This is a genomic window from Nitratidesulfovibrio sp. SRB-5, assembly GCF_019931275.1.
Lineage (GTDB): Bacteria > Desulfobacterota > Desulfovibrionia > Desulfovibrionales > Desulfovibrionaceae > Cupidesulfovibrio.
On the sequence record NZ_JAIOTY010000006.1, the window covers coordinates 22,717 to 43,788 of the forward strand.

General features: G+C 68.1%; 16 protein-coding genes. 12 read left to right on the forward strand and 4 right to left on the reverse strand.

Annotation, left to right across the window (positions count from 1 at the left end):
* Positions 1–16: 16 nt before the first annotated feature.
* A complete protein-coding gene (locus K6142_RS16095) occupies positions 17–796 on the reverse strand; it encodes a tetratricopeptide repeat protein (RefSeq protein WP_223290215.1) in 780 nt (259 codons plus the stop codon).
* Between the two features lie 224 nt (positions 797–1,020).
* Here K6142_RS16095 and K6142_RS16100 point away from each other — a divergent pair, with 224 nt between their 5' ends.
* Positions 1,021–3,477 carry a DUF3536 domain-containing protein gene (locus tag K6142_RS16100; RefSeq protein ID WP_190243726.1) on the forward strand — a complete coding sequence of 819 codons (2,457 nt, stop codon included), beginning with the start codon at positions 1,021–1,023 and terminating at the stop codon, positions 3,475–3,477.
* 188 nt (positions 3,478–3,665) lie between these two features.
* On the opposite strand, the gene K6142_RS16105 is transcribed toward K6142_RS16100, so the two are convergent.
* A complete protein-coding gene (locus K6142_RS16105; protein WP_190243725.1) occupies positions 3,666–4,133 on the reverse strand; it encodes a hypothetical protein in 468 nt (155 codons plus the stop codon).
* A gap of 341 nt (positions 4,134–4,474) precedes the next feature.
* On the opposite strand from K6142_RS16105, the gene K6142_RS16110 reads away from it, so the two are divergent.
* From K6142_RS16110 to K6142_RS16160, 11 genes are all read left to right on the forward strand, one after another.
* Positions 4,475–5,323, forward strand: a complete 849-nt coding sequence (locus K6142_RS16110; RefSeq protein WP_012612083.1) for a sulfide/dihydroorotate dehydrogenase-like FAD/NAD-binding protein — start codon at positions 4,475–4,477, stop codon at positions 5,321–5,323.
* A 4-nt stretch (positions 5,324–5,327) separates the two neighbouring features.
* Positions 5,328–6,773: an NADPH-dependent glutamate synthase gene (gene gltA / locus K6142_RS16115; RefSeq protein ID WP_190243724.1), complete on the forward strand. Its 1,446-nt coding sequence runs from the start codon at positions 5,328–5,330 to the stop codon at positions 6,771–6,773.
* 307 nt (positions 6,774–7,080) lie between these two features.
* A complete protein-coding gene (locus tag K6142_RS16120; protein WP_012612085.1) occupies positions 7,081–7,371 on the forward strand; it encodes a late competence development ComFB family protein in 291 nt (96 codons plus the stop codon).
* 200 nt (positions 7,372–7,571) lie between these two features.
* Positions 7,572–8,396, forward strand: a complete 825-nt coding sequence (locus K6142_RS16125; protein ID WP_190243723.1) for a histidinol-phosphatase — start codon at positions 7,572–7,574, stop codon at positions 8,394–8,396.
* 103 nt (positions 8,397–8,499) lie between these two features.
* Positions 8,500–10,188: an ATP-binding cassette domain-containing protein gene (locus tag K6142_RS16130; RefSeq protein WP_190243722.1), complete on the forward strand. Its 1,689-nt coding sequence runs from the start codon at positions 8,500–8,502 to the stop codon at positions 10,186–10,188.
* Positions 10,185–10,958 (forward strand): phosphoribosylanthranilate isomerase, encoded by a 774-nt coding sequence (locus K6142_RS16135; protein WP_190243721.1) that lies wholly within the window; start codon positions 10,185–10,187, stop codon positions 10,956–10,958. The genes K6142_RS16130 and K6142_RS16135 overlap by 4 nt, the downstream gene beginning before the upstream one ends.
* Positions 10,959–11,850: 892 nt before the next feature.
* The gene (locus K6142_RS16140) at positions 11,851–12,696 is read left to right on the forward strand and encodes an EamA family transporter (RefSeq protein WP_190243720.1); all 846 of its coding nucleotides are present in this window, start codon (positions 11,851–11,853) and stop codon (positions 12,694–12,696) included.
* Between the two features lie 612 nt (positions 12,697–13,308).
* A complete protein-coding gene (locus K6142_RS16145) occupies positions 13,309–14,343 on the forward strand; it encodes a 4Fe-4S binding protein (protein WP_190243719.1) in 1,035 nt (344 codons plus the stop codon).
* Between the two features lie 457 nt (positions 14,344–14,800).
* Entirely contained in the window at positions 14,801–15,658 is an 858-nt protein-coding gene (locus K6142_RS16150) for a zinc metalloprotease HtpX (RefSeq protein WP_190243718.1), read from the forward strand.
* A 320-nt stretch (positions 15,659–15,978) separates the two neighbouring features.
* Positions 15,979–16,404, forward strand: a complete 426-nt coding sequence (locus tag K6142_RS16155) for a PaaI family thioesterase (protein WP_223290214.1) — start codon at positions 15,979–15,981, stop codon at positions 16,402–16,404.
* 518 nt (positions 16,405–16,922) lie between these two features.
* Positions 16,923–18,617: a methyl-accepting chemotaxis protein gene (locus K6142_RS16160; RefSeq protein ID WP_263284451.1), complete on the forward strand. Its 1,695-nt coding sequence runs from the start codon at positions 16,923–16,925 to the stop codon at positions 18,615–18,617.
* A gap of 162 nt (positions 18,618–18,779) precedes the next feature.
* Here K6142_RS16160 and K6142_RS16165 read toward each other — a convergent pair whose 3' ends face one another.
* Together K6142_RS16165 and K6142_RS16170 are read right to left on the reverse strand one after the other, a co-directional pair.
* Complete coding sequence (locus tag K6142_RS16165; protein ID WP_190243715.1) at positions 18,780–19,589, reverse strand: DUF4851 domain-containing protein; 810 nt, start codon at positions 19,587–19,589, stop codon at positions 18,780–18,782.
* Positions 19,590–19,812: 223 nt separating this feature from the next.
* Positions 19,813–20,637: a DUF4851 domain-containing protein gene (locus K6142_RS16170; protein WP_190243714.1), complete on the reverse strand. Its 825-nt coding sequence runs from the start codon at positions 20,635–20,637 to the stop codon at positions 19,813–19,815.
* Positions 20,638–21,072: the final 435 nt, after the last annotated feature.

A 21,072-nucleotide genomic window follows, 5' to 3' on the forward strand; every position in this document is an offset into this window, starting at 1 on the left:
CGCAACGCCCTTGCAGCTAATAGCTTTCGACGGAATCCGCCAACGCCTCCGGCACATCGCACGGATCGTTCAGCAGCAGTTCCTGCGGCATGTCCATGGGGTGCCCCACCTCGCGCCCCTTGCGCAAGGCGATGATCGCGCGCAACTGCTGTCCTTCTTCCAGCCGGGGGTTCAGGGCCAGGGCGCGGCACAGAAAGCCGTTGGCCTTCTCGTAGTCGCCGGATTCGAACAGGGTGCGGGCGATGTTGTACAGCAGGTGGTCATCCTTGGGCGCCAGTTGCGCGGCGCGGGCGTAGAAGCGCAGCGCCTCGCCGAACATCTGGTTCTTGCGCAGCTTGATGCCGAAATTGTTGAACATGTGCTTGTGGCGCGGGTCAAAGGCGCCGGGCAGGGCAATGAGCCGCTGGAACACCTCGCGCGCCTTGTCCAGGTCTTCGCGGGCAAGGTAGGTGAGGCCCAGCCCGAAGGTGGCGCGCACGTTCTGCTCGTCGATGGCCAGGGCGTTCTGGAACTCGAATTCGGCGCTCCAGGTCTCGCCGCGCTCGCGGTGGCGTTCGCCGCGCGCGATGTGCCCGGCCAGCTCGCGCATGGCCGGATAGACCTTCTCGTGGTAGACGCCGGGTTCGGGAATGTAGTCGAGGAGCAGATCCTCGTAGGTGAGGATGGTAGTCTCGCCGGTGGGCACGTGATTGTCGTTCAGCGCCTGGGCGTCGTAGCGGCCGTCCTCGCGCTGGTTCACGTAGATCATCACGTTCTGCTGCACGGTACGCCGCGTTCCGCCGAAACCGATTTTCATATCGGCCGTCGTGGAAAAGACCCCGCGTCTGGGTTTTTCACCCAGCACGGGGAAATCTTTCACCATTTCCGTATCGACGTTCACGGCGAACCCCCGGTTGGCTGCGGCGTGATGATAGCCTTGCATTGCGCCCCCGTAAACCCTGCTTGTGCCCCCATGGTCGGGTGGAGCACCTTTCCCCGTTGCGCAGGGCGGTGTATCCTGCCGGAAACCAGGAGGTTCCCATGCCCCGCAACCTGTGCATCCACGGCCATTTCTATCAGCCCCCCCGCGAAGATCCGTGGCTGGATGATATTTTGCCCGAAGGCAGCGCAGCCCCCGCCACCGACTGGAACACCCGCATCCTGCGCGAAAGTTACGCCCCGCTGGGATGGGCGCGCCGCCTGGACCGCGAGGGACGCATCGGCGACATCCTGAACTGTTACGAATGGACCAGCTTCAACGCCGGCCCCACCCTGCTGCGCTGGATGGACCGCCACGCGCCGGACACCCTGCGCCGCATGGTGGAGGGCGACCGCACAAGCGCGGCCCGCTGGGGGCACGGCAACGCCATGGCCCAGGTCTACCACCACGTCATCATGCCCCTGGCCACCCCGCTTGACCGCGAGGTGGAAACCGCGTGGGCCGTGGCCGACTTTGCCGCGCGCTTCGGCCGTGCGCCCGAAGGCATGTGGCTGCCCGAGGCCGCCGTGGATACCCCCACGCTGGAAACGCTGGCCGCGGCGGGCATCGCCTTCACCGTGCTGGCCCCGCGCCAGGCCCGTGCCGTGGCCGCGCTGGACGGCATCGACCAGGCCCATGCCGCATGGCAACCGGTGCACGAAGGCTCGCTGGACATCGGCCAGCCCTACCGGGCGGAACTGCCCTCCGGCCGGAGCATCGACATCTTCTTCTACAACGGCCCCATCTCGCGGGCCGTGGCGTTCGAGCAACTTTTGCGCGACGGCGAAATCTTCTGGCGCAGGCTGGCCGACGCGGCCCGTGCCCTGCCCGTGCCCCCAGGCGAGGAATGCGGCACCGATGGCGCGGGCGGCACCAACGGCGCGAACCGGAACTGCCTGCTGGCCGTGTGCACCGACGGTGAAACCTACGGCCACCACTTCACCTTCGGCGAAATGGCCCTGGCCCACGTGCTGGCCCAGGGCTACGCCGGGCGCGACGGTGTGGCGCTGACCAATTTCGCGGCCTTCCTGCATCGCAACCCGCCACGCATGCGGGTGCTGCTGCACGAACCCTCGTCGTGGAGCTGCGCGCACGGCGTGGAACGCTGGCGGTCCGACTGCGGCTGCACCGACGGCGGACATCCCGGCTGGAACCAGCGCTGGCGCGGCCCCCTGCGTCAGGGGCTGGATGCGCTCAAGCAGGGGCTGGACGCCCACTTCGCCGCCGCCGGGGCCGGGCTGTTCCGCAATCCCAAGGCCGCCCTGCTGGCCTACGGCCAGGTGCTGGCCCGCAGCGGCGATGCATCCGCGCGCGAGGCCTTTGCCGCCGCGCATCTGGCCCCCGGCATCGCCGGGCGGCAGGCCGACGCGGCGTGGAAGCTGCTGGCCATGCAGGAGGCGGGACTGGCGTCGTTCGCCAGTTGCGCCTGGTTCTTCGACGAAATTTCGCGCATCGAGCCGGTGAACGCCATGACCTGCGCCCTGCGCGCGCTGGACCTGTGCACCGCCACCGGCGGGCCGGACCTGTTGCCCCGCTTTGCGGAGCACCTGGCCCATGCCGTTTCCAACAAGCCGGAGGAAGGCTCCGGGGCGGACATCCTGTCCCGCACCGTGCTGCCCCGGCGCGGCACGGACGCCAGCCTGGTGCTTCAGGCCCTGTGGCGGCTGCGCGCGGAACACGGTCTGCCCGAGCCGGGAGCCACGGCAACCCACGCCTGGCCGGGCGCGGAGGTGGACGTGACCCTTGATGCCCTTGATGCCCTTGATGCCCATGATGCACATGATGCGCCCGAAAAGTCTGGCGGGATTGGCGGGATTGGCCCCGACAGCATTACCGGCACCGCCGCCCTGCGCCTGCCGCTGGAAACGGAAGGCCGCGCCGTGCGCTTCACCTGGCAACCGCCGGGACCGTCCACGTCCGCCCGCGCCTCGCGCATCACCGTGCGCCCTGCGGCGGAACCCCATGCGCCCGAAACATCCCTGTCCGTGGCCGATCTGCCCCTGAACGCCCGACAGGCCCTGCTGCTGGCCCTGCTGCACGGCGAGGAACGCAACCAGTCCCCCCGGCGCGCCGCGCTGGCGCGTCAGGCGCTGGCCCTCGTGGACCCGTGGGAAGAGGCCCAGCACGACATGCCCGCCAGCCACCTGTGGGCCGACATGGCCCCGCATCTGGGACTGGCGCTGGTGACGGAGCCACCGGCGGCCAGCCTGTCCGGCGACGAATCCGGCAGTGATGCCGCATGGCGGCAGGGGCTGGAGCTGCTGCGCTCGCTGCAACCGTCACCCCGGCAACGGCACGGGCTGCACCAACTGATACGGGACCACCTGCTGGAACTGCTGGCCGCGCCCGCGCCGGACTGGGACGGACTGTGCGGGGCCGTGCAGCGCACCCGCGAGGTGGCGCCCGACTTCGATTGGTGGGCCGTACAGAACCTGATGTGGGAACGGCTGCAAACCAACGGGGCTGCTGCCGGAACGCAGGCCCGGAACTGCGCTGCCCTGCTGGGCTTCAGGGTGTAGGACCGCAGCAACCGGATGCGAAAACGGCCTCGGGCGCGGGAAAACGCCACAAGGCCGTTCTGGTCTAAAATGATAACGAATGTCAATCGCGAACAACTTCGACCACGCCCGGAAAACGCCGCCAGAACGCCTGCAAGCCAAGGCGGCAAGAGGGCCGGGCACCAAAAGACGAACAGTGGAGAGCGGGCCTATACGGCGGTCTGGATCATGGGCGTGCCGTGCACGAGGGAAGCGGAGCGAGCATAGGCGCGAGCGCCTGCGGCGGGGGTGCGGGTGGGGGGCGTCTCTCCGGTCAGCGCCCCCGAGGCGGAGGAGGCGGCAGCTGCATCCGGGTTGGTTCCGAGCGGCGTCGTGGCCCCGGAGTCCCCGTCCGGCGCACCTTGCGCGGGGGCCAGTTCCGCCAGCAGTTGCTGCGTTTGCAGGCTGTCAGCGAAGTTGAACGCCCGCATGCGTTGCAGCGATTCGGCGGCCTGTACGGCTGCGTCCTGCGCCGTGGGCGCGGTTTCGGTCTCGTAGCTGACCGTCAGCGGGCCGAGGGAAAAGGCTGTCTTCGTACGCTTGGCGGAAAGCAGCCCCAGCGCATCGCCCGCATCGCGGGTGAGTGCGCGGCTGTACGCGGCAAGGCCGCGTGACGAGGTTGCGTCACCGATGTCCATGGTAGATTCCCGACTGCCTTATTCCTGACGCCTGCCCCCGGCACGTCGCAAGGCCCCGGTGCGAACCGGTGCATGCCGATACGTTTGCGGGTGGTCCGCCAACCCTATGTGGCCCCAAGAGCGATACACTAATTTACATGCGTCCCGGCGCCCGCGCAACCCGCATTTTTCTTGCATTGAGCGGGCGCAGAACTTACGAAGGTCCTTGACCGTTCAACCGGTTGCGGCCGTTTTTTCCGGACGCCCCGGCAACCGTCTCCGCCACGGCGCACCCCGTGCCTGCACGGCACCTGCGACAACGCCTGGCAGCCAGCCAATCCCGCAAGGAAGGAAGCACGCGCATGCCCTGCAAGATACTGGAAAAAGAGCGCCTGATCCCCGGCCAGACCAGCAAGCTGGTCATCGACGCGCCGCACATCGCCAAAAAGGCGCTGCCGGGCAACTTCGTCATCCTGCGCGTCTGCGAAAAGGGCGAACGCATCCCGCTCACCATCGCCGACGCCGATCCCGAACGCGGCACCATCACCATCGTCTATCTGGTCATGGGCAAATCCACCGCCCTGCTGGAAACCCTGGACGCGGGCGATTCCATCCTTGATCTGTGCGGCCCGCTGGGCAAGGCCACCCACATAGAAAAGGCGGGCACGGTCATCTGCGTGGGCGGCGGCACGGGCATCGCGGCCATGCACCACATCGCCAAGGGGCATCACAAGGCGGGCAACCATGTCGTGGCCGTCATCGGCGCCCGCAGCAAGGATCTGCTGCTGTTCTACGACGAACTTTCGTCCTTCTGCCCCGAAGTGCTGGTGTCCACCGACGACGGCAGCTTCGGCCACAAGGGCCTGGTCACCGACCTGCTGCGCCAGCGGCTGGAAACGGACAAGACCGTGTCCGAGGTGGTGGCCGTGGGCCCCGTGCCCATGATGGCGGCGGTGGCCAAAACCACCGAACCCTTCGGCGTGAAGACCACGGTCAGCCTGAACTCCATCATGGTGGACGGCATCGGCATGTGCGGTGCGTGCCGCGTGAGCGTGGGCGGCGAAACCCGCTTCGCCTGCGTGGACGGCCCCGAATTCGACGGCCACAAGGTGGACTTCAACGAACTGCGCCAGCGCCTTGCCGCCTTCAAGCCGCAGGAAAAGGCATCGTACGACCATCACTGCAAGTGTACCTGCGCGGGGGAGAAGTAAGACAATGACCGCCACCGCCGAACGCAAGCCCGCCGGGGGCCGGAAGATCGCCCCGCGCGTGGACATGCCCTGCCAGCCCGCCGGGGAACGCATCCGCAACTTCGAAGAAGTGGCCCTGGGCTACACGCAGCAGATGGCCACGGAAGAGGCCCTGCGCTGCCTGCAATGCAAGAACCCCAAGTGCGTCAAGGGCTGCCCCGTGGAAGTGCCCATCAGGGACTTCATCGGCCAGCTTGCCAAGGGCGACCTGGAAGGCGCCTACCGCACCATCAAGTCCACCAACAGCCTGCCCGGCGTGTGTGGCCGGGTGTGCCCGCAGGAAAACCAGTGCGAGGGCGCCTGCGTGCTGAACGCCAAGGGCCAGCCCGTGGCCATAGGCCGCCTGGAACGCTACGTGGCCGATACCTACATGGCCCTCGACGCCTGCGACCATCTTGCCGCCCGGCTGACCTGCCCGGCGGTGGACCCGGAACTGCGCGTGGCCTGCATCGGCAGCGGCCCGGCCAGCCTGACCGTGGCGGGGTACCTTTCCGCGCGCGGGATCAAGGTGACCGTGTTCGAGGCCCTGCACGAGGTGGGCGGGGTGCTTGTGTACGGCATTCCCGAATTCCGCCTGCCGAAATCGGCCATCGTGGAAAAGGAAGTGCAGGCCCTGCGCACCCAGGAAGTGGACTTCGTCACCAACTGGGTAGGCGGGCGCACCTTTTCGATCGACGACCTGTTCGCCGAAGGCTACCGCGCCGTGTTCATCGGCGTGGGCGCCGGGCTGCCGCGCTTTCTCGGCGTGCCCGGCGAGAACCTGACCGGCGTTTTTTCCGCCAACGAATACCTTACCCGCGTCAACCTGGGCCGGGCCTACGCCTTTCCCGACTACGACACCCCGGTCTACCAGGGCCGCAACGTGACGGTGTACGGCGGCGGCAACGTGGCCATGGACGCGGCGCGCACGGCGCTGCGCCTGGGCGCGGAATCGGTGCGCATCGTCTACCGCCGCACCCGCGACGAACTGCCCGCCCGGCACGAGGAACTGGAACACGCCGAGGAAGAAGGCGTGATCCTGGAACTGCTGGCCAACCCGGTGGCCTTCCACGGCGACGAAATGGGCCGCCTGACCGGCGTTACCCTGCAACGCATGCAGCTTGGCGAGCCGGACGCATCGGGCCGCCGCAGCCCCGTGCCGGTGGAAGGCGACACCTACGAACTGCCCACCGACCTTGCCGTCATTGCCGTGGGCACCCGCCCCAACCCCATCCTGCTGGAAGCCACGCCGCAACTGAAGCTGAGCAGGCGCGGCTACATCGAGGTGGCCGAGGAAACCGGCGAAACCTCCATCCCCAACGTGTTCGCCGGGGGCGACATCGTCACCGGCGCGGCCACGGTCATCCTGGCCATGGGCGCGGGACGCAGGGCGGCCAAGGAAATCCGCCGCCGCCTGAAGGGCGGGGAGTAGCGGAAAACGGCGGCTACGCGCGGCAGAACCCGAAAGGCGGGGTGCCCGCGCCGGGCCGCTTCCATGCTCGCAACGGCACGCGCATCCCCGCCGCACGCCGCATCGAACGCACATCATGGTGAACGCATGCCGCCGCCCTTTCGCCCGCACGGGCCGAAGGGCGGCGGTTTCACATTGCGCGCAAGGCCACGCGCGCTTGCGACCAGCCCGTGCCGTTGCTATGTTCTTCGGGGCGCGCATGCCGCACGCATGGCGAACCCGCGCCTTACGCCCGGACATCCATCCCCCACACCCAGGAGGCCCGCCCATGGCGCCCAGAAGCGAGAAGTACCGCATCGGCGACATCGACCTGACCGACATCCGCAACCGCAACGAACTGCGGGTCATCAAGGCCATTGAGCAGGTACTGCGCGAGCCCCCGGTGTACACCCCCGACCCCAAGGACATTCAGGACATCTACGCGCTGGCGCTGAACAACCTGACCCCGCGCTACGCCCAGACCGGCACCATCGTGCTGCGCGACCCGGTGCGCGACGACCAGATCGTCGAATCCGTGCGCAACGCCTTCGTGCGGGTGATGGAACGCCCCAAGGAATAGTCACCGCCCGCGCGGCCCGTTCCGCCGCACCGGTCAGGCGTACCGGGAAGCGTACCGGGAAGGCGCACCGGTGAGCAACACTGGTCAGGCACACCGGACAGGCGCCTGCCCCGTCCTCCCCTACTCCCGTACGCACGGAACATCCTTCCCCCTCACCGCAACCCGCCCCGCCACCACCGGGCGGCCATGGACACACCGCCGTGATCACCGTCGACCTGCACACTCACACCAGCCATTCCCACGGGCAGGCCACCGTGGAAGAAATGTTCGCCACCGCCATGGATCGCGGCATGGAAGTCTTCGGCTTTTCCGAGCACTCGCCACGTCCCCTCGCCTATTCCTATCCCAAGGACTACCGCGAAAAGCTGACGGCGGGCTTTCCCCGCTACGTGGACGAGGTGCGCGCCCTTGCCGCTGGCCGACAGGACGGCAGGACCGTGCTGCTGGGCCTGGAGATGGACTGGCTGCCGGGGCAGGAACCCTTCACGGCGGAAACCATTCACCGCTACCCGTTCGACTACATCATCGGGGGCATCCACTTTCTGGGCACCTGGGGCTTCGACTGCACCGTGGACGACTGGAAGGATCTTGCGCCGGAACAGGCCAGCGACGCCTTCGAGCGCTACTTCGACAGCCTGCGCCGCATGGGGGCATCGGGCATGTTCAACATCGCCGCCCACCCGGACATCATCAAGATATTCGCGGTGGATGCCTTTCATGAATGGCTGGACCGCCCGGAATCGCGCCAGCGGGTGCGCGACGCGCTGGCCACCCTGCGCGCGGCGGGAATGGCCATGGAAATTTCCTCCGCCGGGCTGCGCAAGCTGTGCAAGGAAATCTACCCCTGCCCCACCATCATGGAAATGGCCCGCGAACTGGAACTGCCCATCACCTTCGGCTCGGACGCGCACTGCACCTCCACCGTGGCCTGGGGCTTCGACCAGCTGGAAGAATACGCCCGCCGCTTCGGCTACACGCACAGCGTGTGGTTCCAGAAGGGTGTGATGCACCAACGTTCCTTCTAGCCGCCGCCACACGTTCCGCCCACAGCGCCGGGGCGCCCCATGGCCCCGGCGTGTGTTTTTTCATCCTCCAGCCCCCGGCCGGTTCCGCCGCCATTCCTCCATCATGACCACCACACCTTCGCACCATGCCGACCGTGCCGCCCCGCTGGCGGTGCTGGACAACGTCCGCGTCAGCTTCGGCGGGCGCCGCGCCCTGGACGGCGCAAGCTGGACCCTGCGCGCCGGGGAATGCTGGGCCGTGTTCGGCCGCAACGGCGCGGGCAAGTCCACCCTGCTGCGCGTGGTGCGCGGCACCACCCGGCCCGACCAGATCGACGGAGGCCAGGTGACCTGGTATCCGCCCGCGAACGACGACGCGCCCGCGTCACCCGGCGCAACGTCGCCCGGAGAAGCGCCCGCCAGCGAAGCATCCCCCGGAGAAACGTCCCCGCTGACCGGGCGCGCCCTGTGCGCCAGCGTGTCCTCGGCCCAGCAGGAACGCTACGTGCGCCAGGGCTGGCTGCTCACCGGCGAGGAATTGCTGCTCACCGGCTATTTCGACACCCCCCTGCTCTACGAAGACCCCGGCGCGGAACGCATTGCCGCCGCGCGCGACCTTGCCCGCCGCCTGGGGGCCGCCCACCTGCTGGACGTCAAGGTGCCCGCCATGTCGCAGGGCCAGCTGCGCCTGATGCTGGTGGCCCGCGCGCTGGTGCGCCAGCCCGCCGTGCTGCTGCTGGACGAGGTGTGCGAAGGGCTGGACGCCACGGCCCGCGCCGCAGTGCTGGGGGCCGTGGACCAGGCCGCCGCGCTGGGGGTGACCGTGCTGTTCGCCACCCACCGCACCGACCAGTTGCCCGCCTGCCTCAGCCGCGCCCTGCTGGTGCAGGGCGGGCGCATCATGGCGGAAGGCCCGCTGGGCGAGGTCATGGCCAACCTGCCCGCCGACTCCGGCGTGTGCGGGGGGGACGGGCTGGATATTCCGGACATGACCGTGCCCGCTGCATCCGGCGTGAATGACGTATCCGGCGTGCAGGCCGACCCGGCCTCGCCCCTGCCCCCGGTACTGGCCCGCATCGAACGGGCCGACGTGTACGTGGAGCGGGTGCACGTGCTGCACGCCATCGACTGGACCATCCGGCGCGGCGAGAACTGGTGCATCATCGGCCCCAACGGCTCCGGCAAGTCCACCCTGCTGCGCCTGCTGCACGGCGAGGAAAACGTGGCCGTGGGCGGCGACATCGTGTGGTTCGCGGACGAGGCGTCCTGCGGGGTGGCCCGGCGCGAGCCGCCGCAACAGGCATCCCTGCGCGACCTGCCCCTGCTGCACCGCCGGGTGGCCCTGGTGTCCGACCAGTTGCAGGCCACCTACGGGTATGACCTGACCGCCGAAGAACTGGTGCTGACCGGTTTTTCCGGCACCATCGGCCTGTACGACGAGCCGGACGACGACCAGCGGGCCGAGGCCGCCCACTGGCTGCGCATGCTGGGTGCCGCCGGGCTTGCCGGACAGCGCATCCGCACCCTGTCCACCGGGCAGTTGCGCCGGGTGCTGCTGGCCCGCGCCCTGGCGGGCGCGCCGGATCTGCTGCTGCTGGACGAACCCTGCTCCGGGCTGGATCCGGCCAGCCGCGCCGGTTTTCTGGCCCTGCTGGGGCAACTGGCCCGCGCGGGCGTGCAGATGGTGCTGGTCACCCACCACGAGGGCGACCTGATCCCGGAAATCAGCCACGTGCTGCGTCTGGCCGATGGCCGCGTCACCCGGTGCGTCCCGCGCGACGACGACGGCGTGGTGCGGGACGAATCCGAATGACCGGCGGCCCGCGTTTCGCTGCGCCCCGGCTGGAACACGGCGCACCTTTCGCCGGGCTGATCCAGGTGGCGGGCGTGCACGACATGACCGAGGCCCTGGCCCTGCGCCATGCCGGGGTGCACGCCATGGGCCTGCCCCTGCGCCTGCCGGTGAACGCGGAAGACCTGACGGAGGCCGATGCCGCGCGGCTGGTGGCCGAGGTGGAGCGCCTGCCCGCGCCACCCCTGCTGCCCGTGGGCATCACCTACATCGCCGACGGGGCCGAGGCGGCGGCGTTCTGCCGCGCGCTGGGGCTGCGCCGCCTGCAACTGCACGGCCCGGTGGCAGCCACCGAACTGGCCCGGCTGCGGCGCGAAATTCCGGACCTGTTCCTTATCAAGAGCCTGGTAGTGCGGGCAGACGGCAACCTGCCGGAACTGCTGGACACAGTGCGCGAACTGGCCCCGCTGGCCGATGCCTTCATCACCGACACCCACGATCCCGCCACGGGCGCGGACGGCGCCACCGGCCTCACCCATGACTGGGCCGTGAGCGCGGAACTGGCGCGCCGCTCGCCCCGCCCGGTAATCCTGGCTGGCGGGCTGAACCCGGACAACGTGCGCGCGGCCATCCTGCGGGTGCGCCCGGCAGGGGTGGACGCCCATACCGGCGTGGAAGGCCCGGACGGGCGCAAGTGCCCGGACCGGCTGCGCCGCTTCGTGGACGAGGCCCAGCGGGGCTTTGCGGAGGCGGGCTTGAATCACGCCCGGGCTGGGCTGCGCCAGGCCTGATCCTGGCGTCCCCTCCCCCCACGGGTTCGGCAACTTCCCTGGCCCCGCTGCCTCCGGACAGCCCCCGTCCCCGATGCCCCACGCCCGCCACACATCGCCTTCGATACATGTCGTGGAGCATGCCGTCCGGCGTGTGCTGCCCGACATATGCTGCCCGGAGCACACCCCCCGGATCCCACTGTCCGGCGCTCTCCGGCACTGTCCGGCACTCTCCGGCGCTCTCCGGCAGTCGCACGCTGCCGGTCGCGTGCGCCCTCTCTCCTGCTGCGGCAAGCCCCTTGAACTTCCTGATTCTTTCCGCTACACCTCGGACTGAGGATTGGGAAATTGCGCACAACCCGCGCGCGTTCCGCGCCGGGGCACCAGAAGGAGGCTGTCATGGATTTCGCATGGTTCATCGCGGGTATGCTGGGCGTGGCCATCGCTCTGCGCTACATCAAGTGCACCACCCCCAACGACCCGCACCACCACTAGTCACGCTTTTCGCCCTCACGGGCATGCGGCCTGCGGCGGGTTTTCCCGGCCACGGCGCCCGCAGGAAACGGACGGCCCTGGTCGTCCGTTTCGCATTTTCCGCCGCGCTGCTTCTTCTCGTCTTCCTGTCTGCCCCCGCACGGCGCACCAGCCGCCGTATTCCCCACGCTTGACGGCGTCCGCATTTGGCTGTTGGAAGAAGAGGGGTGAGTGCACACTGCCGTGGCACACGTCCGCCACGCATGGTCCGCGCATGTCCGGTGTCGATATCCGGTGCCCGGGTCCGATGCCGATGTCCGGTGCCTGGGTCCGATGCCGATGTCCGGGCCATATCGGGCGCATGTCGGGCGCAGGTCGGGCGCAGGCAAGGACAACATCCGGCGCAGTCCGCGCCAATCCACGTAGCAGGGGAACCTTCATGGAACCGCTGGTGTTCGCAGCCGTACTTTCGGCGGCCATGCTGCATGCCGGGTGGAACGCAGTGGTCAAGGTGGGTGCGGACCGCCTGCTGGGCATAACCCTGGTGGCCGTGTCCGGTTCGGCCACCGCGCTGCTGGCCGTGCCCTTCGTAACGCCCCCTCCGCCCGCGGCCTGGGGGTGGCTGGGCACCTCGCTGCTGTTCCACACCGGGTACAAGCTGTTTCTGGCCCAGGCCTACCGCACGGGCGACCTGGGGCAAGTCTATCCCATCGCCCGTGGCAGCGCGCCGCTGTTGGTGGCCGTGGTCATGGCCTCGGCCTTCGGCGAGGCTCTCTCGCCGGGGGCGGCCACGGGCGTGGGCCTGCTGGCTTCCGGCATCTGGCTCATGTCGCTGCGCGGCGGACGCGCCCAGGCCCGGCCCGACCTGCGCTCCGTGGCCTTTGCCCTGGGCACTTCGCTGTTCATCGCCAGCTACACCATCACCGACGGCATCGGCGCGCGCACCAGCGGGTCGCCGCACGGCTACACCGTGTGGCTGTTCCTGTTCGACGGCCTGATCATGCTGACCATCCTGCTGGCCATGCGCGGACGGGAGGGCCTGACGGCCATGCGTGCCCACTGGCGCGGCGGCTCGGCGGCGGGCGTCATGTCCGTGGGGGCGTACTGGATCGTCATCTGGGCCATGACCCTGGCCCCCATCGCCCTGGTGGCCACCCTGCGCGAAACAAGCGTGCTGTTCGCCGCCGCCATCTCTGTGGTGGTGCTGAAGGAACCCCTGACCCGCTGGCGCACCGTGTCGGCCTGCATCATCGTGGCCGGGGTGATCCTGACCCGCGCGGGGTAGACGGCCCTTTCCGGTAATCCTGACGCAAAAACCGGTGGATGCGACGGGCGGGATGGCATGTTCCGCCCGTTTGCCATGGCTCGCCTTGCAGGAACTCGACGGCAGGGGCCGCCCCGTCCGGCCCGCGCCTGCCCTGCGGTGCCTTTTCCCGTGGCTCTCCGGCCCTGCCGGGCCATGCGTCCCTCCTGATGCGGCATGGCGGTTTTCGCTGCCGCCACGGCATGGACGCAACTCCCCCGCGTGGTGCACCGTCCCCCCCGTGCCCCCGTGCCTCCGTGCTCGCTGTGACGCAGGTCACGGACGTATCCGCCGCCACGAACCAAGATGGCGGCGGGCATGCCGTGGCCTTGCCGCGCGCCGCCAGCGCCACTGCGGCGAATTCCGGCAGCGCGCGCCGCAACTGTCGCCTGCCCGACGGACAACGCCGCCCGCAGGGCGCAGATTCGGCACGTGGGCGGATGCGTCCCCGTCGCCACCCCGATGGCCCAGACAGGTCCCAACTGCGACGCGAACACGGCGCGAACACGGCGCAGACACCACCGATTCCGCCAGTGGCGTCGCAGCCATCCGTCAGTCCCAAGGCCCCCGGCCCCGTTTTGCCAGCCTGACAGCATGCTCAAACGTCACAAGGAGCATTCCGTGCCGCATTCCCCGTTCCGCCTGCCATCTCCCTCCCGCGTCCGCCTTGGCGTGCAGGCCGCCTACGCCCTGTTCCTGCTGTATGCCGGTTGGCGTTTTTTCCTCTACGTGCGCTGGGCCATGGGCGAATCCGAAGACTTCGTGCCCAAGCCCCCGTCCGTGGAAGGCTTTCTGCCCATCAGCGCGCTGATCGCCTTCAAACGGCTGCTGTTTACCGGCCAGTGGGATCCGGTGCACCCGGCGGGTCTGTTCATCTTCATCGCCGTGCTGGCCATGGCCCTGCTGCTGCGCAAGGGCTTTTGCGGGTACATCTGCCCCATGGGCTTCATTTCGTCGTTGCTGGCCCGGCTGGGCACGCGGCTTGGCATTGCCCGGCGCACCGGTCCGCGCGCAGCGCGCCTGCTCTCGCTGCCCAAGTACCTGCTGCTGGCGCAATTCGCCTGGATTTCCGTGGTGTCCATGGACGTGGAATCCATAGAAGGCTTTCTGCTTTCGCCCTACAACTTCGTGGCGGATACCCGGATGCTCCAGTTCTTTCTGGCGCCCAGCAACACCGCGCTGACCGTGTTCGCCGTGCTGGGCGTGGGGTCGCTGGTGCTGCCCTACTTCTGGTGCCGGGTGCTGTGTCCGTACGGCGCGCTGCTTTCGCTGCTGGCGCGCCTTTCTCCGGTGGCGGTGCGGCGCGACCCGGCAACCTGCGTGGACTGCGGGCGCTGCTCGCGCGCCTGCCCCGCCGCCCTGCCCGTACAGCGGCTGGAACGGGTGTCGTCCGGCGAATGCGTGGGCTGCACCGAATGCATCGCGGCCTGCCCCGTGCAGGGCTGCCTGTCGGTAACCCTGCCCGGCAAGCGCCGCCTGCCCGCGTGGTCCATCGTCGCCGGGTGCGTGCTGGTGCTGCTGGCGGCCTGGGGCGTGGCGCAGGCGCTGGGCATGTGGGATTCGCCCCTGCCGCAGTCCATGGCGCGCCGCTTCCACATGATGCTGCGGGCGGGCATGATTACCCACTAGAGGAGCCACTGCATCCCTGAGCCTTCTCCACTTTTGCATTGCCCACGCACGCGACGCACCATCCGTGACGCATCCCGGCGCCCCGTCCGAAAAGGATTTTGGGGGCCGGGATGCACGCGTTTCGCATCCGTTGCCGAAACTTTGCGCCGCCTCTCCCACACCGCAGCACAACGATGCAGGGTCGCCGCAACCCGGCAAGCCCCACCACGCTCGTTCCGCACGGCAAAAGCGCCGCCATCTTCCTTCACAGTCCCCTGACGCAGTATTGCGGCGTCACCCCCCTTGCCATCTCCCGCTGCGATATTACATAGTTGCGCAGGCGGACAGACGGAAAGACGTGCCGCGCGACCGCGCGGCCCCGTTTACCCGCGAACACGCACGCCCGGGCGTGCGCACCATCCGCCCGACACCAACCGCGCGGCCACTCCGCGCATACCCCACGCAAGGAGCACAGACCGTGACCAGTCAGATCAAGACCGCCATGCTGCTTGCCCTTCTTTCGGGCATCATCATCGTCCTTGGCGGGGCCATGGGCGGCAAGACGGGCATCATGATCGCACTGATCCTGGCCCTGGTGATGAACGTCGGCAGCTACTGGTATTCCGACAAGATCGTCCTTTCCATGTACGGCGCGCAGGAAGTGTCCCCGCAAGACGCCCCCATGCTGCACGCCATGGTCGAGGAACTGGCGGCCCACGCGGGCATTCCCAAGCCGCGCGTGTGCGTCATTCCCGAAGACGCCCCCAATGCCTTCGCCACCGGGCGCGACCCGGCCCACGGCGTGGTTGCGGTAACCCACGGCATCATGCGCATTCTCTCGCCGGAAGAACTGAAGGGCGTGCTGGCCCACGAAATCGGGCACATCGCCAACCGCGACATTCTGGTGCAGACCGTGGCCGGTGTGCTGGCCTCGGTCATCGTGTCCGTCGCCAACATGATGCAGTGGGCGGCCATTTTCGGCTTTGGCCGCAGCGACGACGAAGAGGGCGGCACCAGCCCGCTGGTGGCAATTCTGATGGCCATCGTGGCGCCCATCGCCGCCTCGCTGATCCAGTTCGCCATTTCGCGCTCGCGCGAGTACCTGGCCGACGAGACGGGCGCCAGACTTGCGGGCAACCCGCTGTACCTGGCCGGCGCCCTGGCCAAGTTGCAGGCGTGGTCGCAGAAGGTGCCCATGCAGCACGGCAGCCAGGCCACCGCGCACATGTTCATCGTGAACCCGTTCAGCGGGGCCAGCATGGCCAGCCTGTTCAGCACCCACCCGCCCATGGAAGAACGCATCGCCCGCCTGCAGGCCATGGCCGCACGGCGCTGACTCCCAACCCCGGCCAGCCGGACCAGCCAGCCAGACCAGCCAGCCAGACCAGCCGGACCGGTTGGGCAGAACAGGGCGGACACCATGGGCCGGAATGCCCGCGCAAGGCCGAATCCACGGCCCGACCTGCCCGATCTGCCTGACCTGCCCGACCTGCCTGACCTGCCTGACCTCCCAGACAGGCACCACCTCAGCACCGGCAGCGCAGGGACTACAGGCACTACAGGGTCCGCCAGTGGCGCCCGCGACATACATCGGCTATACAGAGGGGCGGGGCAATGTTCCCCGCCCCTTTTGCACGCAATACTCCGGGAGGCTCCGTGAGCACCGTCCATGAAGACCTTGTGCCCTTCGTCGAACAGCACGTGGACTGGCACCGCCACCTGGGCATCCGGGTGGAGGAGGTGCGCACCGGCTACGCCCGGCTGCGCCTGCCCTTCCGCGAGGAATTCGCGGGCAACAAGTCGCGCGGAGCCCTGCACGGCGGGGTCATCTCCACCCTGACGGACATTTGCGGCAACGTGGCCCTGTGGACCCACTTCGGCCCCAACGACATGGTCTCCACCGTGGACATGCGCGTGGACTTCCTGCGGCCCGCGCCCTTCGCCGACCTGATAGCAGAAGCCGAGGTGCGGTTGCAGGGCTACCGCATCGGCAACATCTTCGTGCGCATCGCCTCCGAATCCGCGCCCGGCGTGGCCGTGGCCGAAGGCCGCATCGTCTGCTACGTGAAGCGCGCCGAATAGCGCTTGCGCCCCCAGCCCCCCTTCCTTCCGGTCAACACACATCTCGCTCCGCACCCCTTCGGCACCCCTGCCCCCCGCAGGCAGCCTGTCACCCCAGACAGCCTGCCTCGCAGCCCCCTGCCCTGATCCGGCGTCCATAATCACCGACGCCAGTTCTCCTCCCTCGAACTCGTGCCCCGTCCTGCATCCGCCCCGGCGGCGCGGCACCACCGTACCCGGCCCAACCGGCCCCACAACATCCCGCAATCCCGTTCTTTTGCAGCGCCCGCAACTGGTAGCAATATTTGCACGCGTTGTGATTATCGTTGCTTTTTTCCAAAAATATAAATTAAACATGAAATTCTGCATGACCTCACGCACCACAGCATTCAAAACCATGTTTCCATCCAGAAACACAAAAGATAATAACCACTGAAACATACGCAAACATTTTCACAAGGAGCATGAAGATGTCCATGTTCAGAGCGATGCGTATCTTCTCCAAACTTGCCATATCGTTCGCTGCAATTATCTGCATCATGATTTTCATCAGCCTGTTTGGTGCAAACAGGATGTCTTCCGTCAATAATATTTCCACGGAAATGAACGACATTTTCATTCCATCCATCAGATATTCCAACCGCATGATCCAGTATGTGGCCATGTTCAGGCAGCTTCAATTCCAGCATAACATCTCTACCGATGCAGCAACCATGCGCGCGGCAGAAGACGAGATGAAGGAAATCACTGATGCCTTCGAAAAGACCATGCGCGAGTATGAAAAGTTGCCCCGCTCCCACGTGGAGCAGGACAGCTACGCGCTGCTGAAGGCCGACTGGAACCGCTATCTTTCGTTGCACGAAGGCTTTCTGCAACTTTCGCGCGCCAACAAGAACGAAGAGGCCCTGACCATGATGGGCGGGGAAATGCTGGTGCTGTACCGGAAGATAATCGCCACTGCCCGCAAGACCATAGAGGCCAACAACGCCAAGTCTGCCGCCGCCAGCGACGAAGGCGACCGCACCTACGCCACCGCGCGCAACGTCATGTACGGCCTGACCATTGGCGCCACGCTGGTGGCCGCCGCCATAGCCCTGTACATGGGACGCCTGATCGCCCGCCCCGTGACCGAACTGGCGTCCTCGGCGGAACGCATTGCCGGGGGCGCCTATGACACTCCGCTGCCGCCCGACGCGCTCTTTCACGGTGAACTGGTGACGTTGCACCGCTCCTTTGGCGAGATGGTCACCAAGATCGTTGCTGCGCTGAAGGGAGCGGAGCAGAAGTCGCGCGAGGCCGAACAGGAGGCGGAGCGCGCCCGCAAGGCCATGGCCGAGGCAGAGGTGGCCCGCAAGGACGCGGAGGCCAAGGGTGAAGCCATCCTGTCCGCCGTATCCCGCCTGGAAGTGGTCATGGAACAGCTTTCCAGTTCGTCCACCGAGCTTGCGGCCCAGGTCGAGCAGGCCAGCCGGGGAGCAGAGGAGCAGACCCGCCGCGTGAGCGAAACGGCCACCGCCATGGAAGAAATGAACGCCACGGTGCTGGAGGTGGCCCGCAACGCCACCGAAGCCTCGGACAACGCCCGCAACGCCCGCACCCGTGCCGAATCGGGCGCGCAGGTGGTCAACAAGGCCGTACTCGCCATCAACGCCGTGCGCCGTCAGGCGGAAGCCCTGAAGGACGACATGGGGCGTCTGGGCAGCCAGGCCGAATCCATCGGCCAGATCATGAACGTGATCACCGACATCGCCGACCAGACCAACCTGCTGGCGCTGAACGCCGCCATCGAGGCGGCCCGCGCCGGTGACGCCGGACGCGGATTCGCCGTCGTTGCCGACGAGGTGCGCAAACTGGCCGAAAAGACCATGAACGCCACCAAGGAAGTGGGCGACTCCATCCGGGCCATTCAGGACAGCGCGCGCACCAGCATGCAGAGCGTGGACGGGGCGGTGGACACCATCGGCGAGGCCACGACCCTGTCCGGCGAATCGGGCACGGTCCTTGGCGAAATCGTCAACCTGGTGCAGGTGGCGGCGGACCAGGTCAACGCCATCGCCACGGCATCGTCGCAGCAGTCCACGGCCAGCGACGAGATCAACCGCTCCATAGAGGACATCAACCGCATTTCCAGCGAGACGTCGCAGGCCATGCAGCACTCGGCGCAGGCCATCGGCGAGCTGGCCCAGCAGACCCAGGAACTGGAAAACCTGGTCCGCGCGTTGCGCAACGGCTGATTTGCAGGGGTGCAAAGCGGTTCGGGATTGCCCCGCCCGCACGCGGCAACCACCACACATGACAAGGGCGCCCATGCCGGAAGCGGCACGGGCGCCCTTGTCATGTGCGTCGAACAAGGCGCGAACAAGGCGGAGACGTGGCGGGGGGCCTGCCCCCAGCCCTCAGCGGTCGTCGCCCCGGTCGCGCTCCAGAATGCCGAGCATACGGGTTATCTCGCGGCGCTTCACCTGTTCCGGCGCGGCTTCCGGTTTGACGATGTCCTTGCCCTTGGCCCAGTCGCCGTCGGGCCGTTCCAGGCGGAAGGCCTGTTCAGCCCGCGCCTCGAAGGCTGCCAGCGCAGCCGGGTCGTCCAGCACCGCCGGGCGACCGAAACGGGGCGCGCCCTCTGCGGTCGTTCCCCCCGCCGTTACCAGCGGCTCCCGATACTCCACCACCAGCTTCACGTGGCGCATCTCCGCAAGTGCGGTAAACCTGCGCACCAGCGCGCCGGAACGCCACGGCGCCGGGTCGTCGCCAAAGGCCGGGGCCAGCGCGTCCCTGTCCGGGGGCAGCGCGAACGTGGCGGCGTGCACGTTCATGCCCGCCAACTGGCCGGTGGCGGTGCGCGCCTCGACCACTGCCACGCCAGGCTCCGGCGTCACATCGAGCGGCCAGCGGTATTCGCTGGAGGCTTCAGCCAGCAGGGCCGCCAGACGGACCGGAGCGCCGCCGCCCCCGCCACGGCCGGGGCTGGCGTGCAGGGCGTGGTACACCCTGGCCGAGCCGGTGGCGCTGGCCGTATCCGGCGCAATGTCCACCACGCCCGCCCCTGCGGGAACCAGTCCGGATGCCGGACGCACCAGCAGTGCGGGCCGTGCCGAAGAGGCCAGCATGTCACCTGCAAGGCCCCGCCGGACCGGGTTGCGGTGCATGAACGCGTAGACGAAACCGGCAAGCAGCAGGACAAGGGCAAGGGCGATCAGCTTGGGCATGGGTCACCTGGTGGTTGTGCGGGATGCGTACCGCACGGACTGTTGCGTGCGGTGTGCCAAACGAAAAGGCGTACGATCACGGAAACGCAGTCACCGTCAGTCCACCGGAGTGGGCGGACAGGGCTGATTGGGCGGATCGGGCACCAAGCCAGCCCTGTCCGGGCATCAAACACGCTGACCGGGCAACTACGTCGGACGCCCGCGCACCGGCGGACGGCCTGCGCTACTTGTCGTCGCTGGGCAGATTGCGAATGGGCTCCATGCGCCCGGCCATGCCAGCCAGGTTGCGCACGTGCACCCGGCTGGAGTCATGCGCGAATCCTTCCGCCGCCAGCCCGCCCTCCGGGTAGGCCAGCACGGAGAACGCCGCGCGCGACCGCGCCTCGAACTCGCCCAGCAGGGCCGCCGCGCGTCCGCCAGGCTGCTGCCCGGCGTCCAGGGCGTCGGCCAGTTGTTCTCCGACCCCGGCGGGTATGGGCTCGCGGTATTCCACCACCAGCTTCACCGCCCGGAAGTCGAACAACTGCGTGTAGCGCCGCACCAGCCAGCGCCACTGGCCCTCGTCGGCATGCTGCGCGGGCGGCGCGGGCAACATGAGGGCGAACGGATCGGCGGATGCGGGCATCAGGAAGGTCGCCCCGGCGAAAAGGGCGGGCCCGGTGGCGTACACGTCGCGCCGCACCTCTCGCCAAGGGCTGGAAACATCCAGTTCCCACTGCCAGCCGTCAGGCGTTTCAGCCAGTACGACGGCCAGTTGCCGTTCGCGCGCAGCATCGGCGTAAAAAGCCCAGCCCACGTCGGCATGGCGCAGTCCCAGCTCCGTATCCAGCATGGGGGAAGCGGCGCCGCTGCCCAGCAGGTCGAGCCCGGCTGCCGGGCGCACCACCACGGGCGGGCGCGATGACGACACAACATCCTTGCCGCTCACACCCCGGGTAAGGGGCGCGCAGGCACTCGCCAGCAGCGCCAGCAGAAGCAGCGGCAGGAACAGCAGATACCGTGGACCAGAGGGGATGACCCCCACCCCGTAACGACGCAACGTCAACATGGTTGTCTCCTTTGCGGACCACGCCCTCCGTCGATCGCCCGTGCATCTGCACGCGCAGGCCGGATCAGGAAAGTCGGCCTGATCGGGCTGATCGAAAATACGTCTTGCCGGGCCGTCCCTACGGCCGGAAGGCCGCCCCATCGTGCACGCGCACGCTTCGGGCTTCCCCCGCCATCTTTACGGCAAGCACGCTGGCAGCGTGCAGTCACGCACGGCATACAGCGTAACCACTGCCGCAGAAAAATCCAGCCCTGCAAACGAGAAAAGGCCGCCCCGTTGGGGGCGGCCCTCCCGTAAACCGTGCCGGGATGGAGAGGCGTCTTCTTCGTCCCTGGCGCGGGGTCTATCGTGCGCACATGGCGCGCAGCAAGCCAGCGCCTGCGGTGTACCCCCCCGGTTGTACGCCGGTTCCGCAGGGCCGGTGCCGCATCCGTC

What these genes read in the sequence shown, in the direction of transcription:
- K6142_RS16095 (WP_223290215.1), bottom strand. Translation starts at nt 796, where the DNA reads ATGAAAATCGGTTTCGGCGGAACGCGGCGTACCGTGCAGCAGAACGTG.
- K6142_RS16100 (WP_190243726.1), top strand. Translation starts at nt 1,021, where the DNA reads ATGCCCCGCAACCTGTGCATCCACGGCCATTTCTATCAGCCCCCCCGC.
- K6142_RS16105 (WP_190243725.1), bottom strand. Translation starts at nt 4,133, where the DNA reads ATGGACATCGGTGACGCAACCTCGTCACGCGGCCTTGCCGCGTACAGC.
- K6142_RS16110 (WP_012612083.1), top strand. Translation starts at nt 4,475, where the DNA reads ATGCCCTGCAAGATACTGGAAAAAGAGCGCCTGATCCCCGGCCAGACC.
- gltA (WP_190243724.1), top strand. Translation starts at nt 5,328, where the DNA reads ATGACCGCCACCGCCGAACGCAAGCCCGCCGGGGGCCGGAAGATCGCC.
- K6142_RS16120 (WP_012612085.1), top strand. Translation starts at nt 7,081, where the DNA reads ATGGCGCCCAGAAGCGAGAAGTACCGCATCGGCGACATCGACCTGACC.
- K6142_RS16130 (WP_190243722.1), top strand. Translation starts at nt 8,500, where the DNA reads ATGACCACCACACCTTCGCACCATGCCGACCGTGCCGCCCCGCTGGCG.
- K6142_RS16135 (WP_190243721.1), top strand. Translation starts at nt 10,185, where the DNA reads ATGACCGGCGGCCCGCGTTTCGCTGCGCCCCGGCTGGAACACGGCGCA.
- K6142_RS16140 (WP_190243720.1), top strand. Translation starts at nt 11,851, where the DNA reads ATGGAACCGCTGGTGTTCGCAGCCGTACTTTCGGCGGCCATGCTGCAT.
- K6142_RS16145 (WP_190243719.1), top strand. Translation starts at nt 13,309, where the DNA reads ATGCTCAAACGTCACAAGGAGCATTCCGTGCCGCATTCCCCGTTCCGC.
- K6142_RS16160 (WP_263284451.1), top strand. Translation starts at nt 16,923, where the DNA reads ATGATTTTCATCAGCCTGTTTGGTGCAAACAGGATGTCTTCCGTCAAT.
- K6142_RS16165 (WP_190243715.1), bottom strand. Translation starts at nt 19,589, where the DNA reads ATGCCCAAGCTGATCGCCCTTGCCCTTGTCCTGCTGCTTGCCGGTTTC.
- K6142_RS16170 (WP_190243714.1), bottom strand. Translation starts at nt 20,637, where the DNA reads ATGTTGACGTTGCGTCGTTACGGGGTGGGGGTCATCCCCTCTGGTCCA.